Origin of the sequence: Frankia sp. AgKG'84/4 (genome assembly GCF_023242965.2) — a bacterium.
In the GTDB taxonomy this organism is placed as follows: Bacteria; Actinomycetota; Actinomycetes; order Frankiales; family Frankiaceae; genus Frankia.
Genome location: NZ_JALKFU020001247.1, coordinates 1 through 2,362 on the forward strand (window position 1 = coordinate 1; position 2,362 = coordinate 2,362).

A 2,362-nucleotide genomic window follows, 5' to 3' on the forward strand; every position below is an offset into this window, starting at 1 on the left:
GCCCGCCACCGGGTCAGGCTCGGGCAGCGGGGCGCCGCCGACCGAGCCGGCGCCGTCGCCGCGGCCGAGCCTGATGGTGTGGGCATCCACCGAACGGCCGGTATCCACCATTCTTTTGTACGCGCCCCGTCCGGCACCGCACATCGTCATTCAGGATGGTTTCCCGGCAGACCCGAACCGGTCCCGTCATGGTGATAACCACAGACCGTGGCGAAGCGCCACGGGCCCGGCGGCACAGCGATAGTCCGCCTTACCGGAATTGGTGCCACGACGATCTCCTGGCGATTACCGGAGTTTCCGGCAACCGTTCAGTCACATCACTCTCGTTTCCCAACAAGAACCCAAGAATGGAGGCATAATGGCTCGACGGTGGCCGCCGCAGCGACCGCTCCGCCAACCGTCAGGGCGCGACATACCCAACGCGGGTGGCGATGACCACCATCATCAATTCCCCATTTGATTACAGAGAGCAACCCATGCGACCGCTCGCGTATGGGACTTTAGACCCCTAGCCCGTAAGGGCGCATCATGGAGTAATGTGATCACTACCAGTGAATCCCGGCCGGCTCGCCGGCCGGCGCGCGCGGCGGCGCACGACCACTGAGCCTCCCTCCTCGGGAGGCGCCCTCTGCCAGGCGGAAGGACGTCACAGATGCGGCAACGGGGCCGAGGCCAGCATGATTCGGCCACCGCCGAGGATCTGCTCCCGACGGAGATCCGTCGGCGTCGCTGCGAACGCGACCTGAGCCGTCAGGAGCTCGCCAGGCGGACCGGGTACAGCCGCCAGTACATCGCGCAGCTCGAACAGCCCAGCCGCGGGATTCCGTCGCGTCCGGTCATCGCGGCCGTCGACGCCGCGCTTGAGGCCGGCGGCGCCCTCATCGACCTGCGTGAAGCGGCGGTGGCGGCCCGGGCGGAGCGGCTGCGCCGCCAGCCCGACCCGGAACTGGAAAGCCGCCGGCGGGTCTCGAACCTACTCGACCACCGCCGCTCCGACAGCGAGCTGGACTACCTCGACCGGCTGGTCGCCGACCTCATCGAGAAGGCCGAGCGGCTCGATCCGGCGGACGTCACCGCCCGCGTTCTCGATCACCAGAGCGTGGTCGACAATCTGCTGTGCACGCCCCTGCTGCCGCATCAGCAGTTCCGCCTGTTCATGCTCGCCGGTCACCTCGCCGGCCTGCTCGCCATCTCCCTGCTCGACGTCGACGAGCTGGCCGGTGCCAGCACGTGCTGCCTGGAGGCCGCGGTGTTCACCGAGCTCACCGGGCATGAGGGGTTGCGCGCCTGGACCCTCGCGGTCAACGCCCTCATTGACGCGGCCGCCCGGCGGGCCTGCGCGGCCGCCGACCTCGACGTCCCACTGGCCGAGGCCGAGGATCGCGGCGGGACTGGCGCTCACCGCGTCGAGCAGGCGGGCCTGGCCGGCTGGGTCGCCGATGTGCGCGACGAGCGAGGCGAGCCACGCGACCCGCAGCAGCCCGCCGGCGCCGACCGGGGTGAAGGCGTTCTGATGGTTGTTGCTGGCCAGCGCCACCCGGACCCCGCCGTCGAGCAGGTCACGGATCGGCGCGACGCCGCGCGGCACCGGGAACCGGTCACGCCCGGAGAGCCACAGGTCCGTCGTGGGCAGCGAGACGAGCGCGATGTCGTGCCGGGCGAGCTCGCCGATCCAGTGGGCGAGGCGGGTCGGCGGGGTGGCGGCGAGCGCCGTCATGTGGCCCACGGTGACCCGCCCGGCCAGGCCGGCGCGTTCGACCAGTGGCAGGACGAGGTCGAGCTGGGCGGCGCCCGGGTCGTCGGTCAGGTCGAGGTGCAGGTCGACGGGCAGGTCCCGCTCGCGGGCCAGGCCGAAGACCAGGTCGAGGTGGCGGCGCGGGTCGTCGTCGGCGTAGGGGCAGCCGCCGACGACCTCGCAGCCGTCGTCGAGGGCCTGCGCGAGGCGCGCCGGCATCGACGGATCAGCGGACGTGCCGTTCTGCGGGAAGGCGACGAGCTGCACCGTGAGGCCCGGGTACTCGGCCGTGACCTGGCGGTGCACAGCGACGGTGGCGGGGTCGAGCGCCGGGTCGATCTCGACGTGCACCCGGGCGGCGACGGTGCCGGCGCGGACCATCGCGGCCAGCAGCCGGTGCATCCCCGGCACCAGGTCGTCCAGGCCCATCGTCGCCCGCAGCGCCCGGGTCGCGCCGATCGCCGCCGCGAGGCCGGGCGCCGGCCCGTCGAACGCGCCGAGCCGTTCGAGCGCGCCGAGGGCATAGGCCTTGTCGAGGTGCACATGCGCGTCGACCAGCCCCGGGATGACCGCCCGCCCGCCGGCGTCATGATCGCCGGGTGCCGGCGCGTCGGCGCGGGCCGGCCG

At 72.3% G+C, this 2,362-nt stretch carries 1 protein-coding gene and 1 pseudogene; one reads left to right on the forward strand and one right to left on the reverse strand.

The window, feature by feature from the left end; genetic code table 11:
• Positions 1-652: 652 nt before the first annotated feature.
• A pseudogene (locus MXD58_RS31505) lies at positions 653-826 on the forward strand (helix-turn-helix domain-containing protein); the annotation flags it as partial.
• Between the two features lie 147 nt (positions 827-973).
• Here MXD58_RS31505 and MXD58_RS31510 read toward each other — a convergent pair.
• On the reverse strand, positions 974-2,362 hold a 1,389-nt coding region (locus tag MXD58_RS31510; protein ID WP_374616825.1), incomplete at its 5' end, for an amidohydrolase family protein.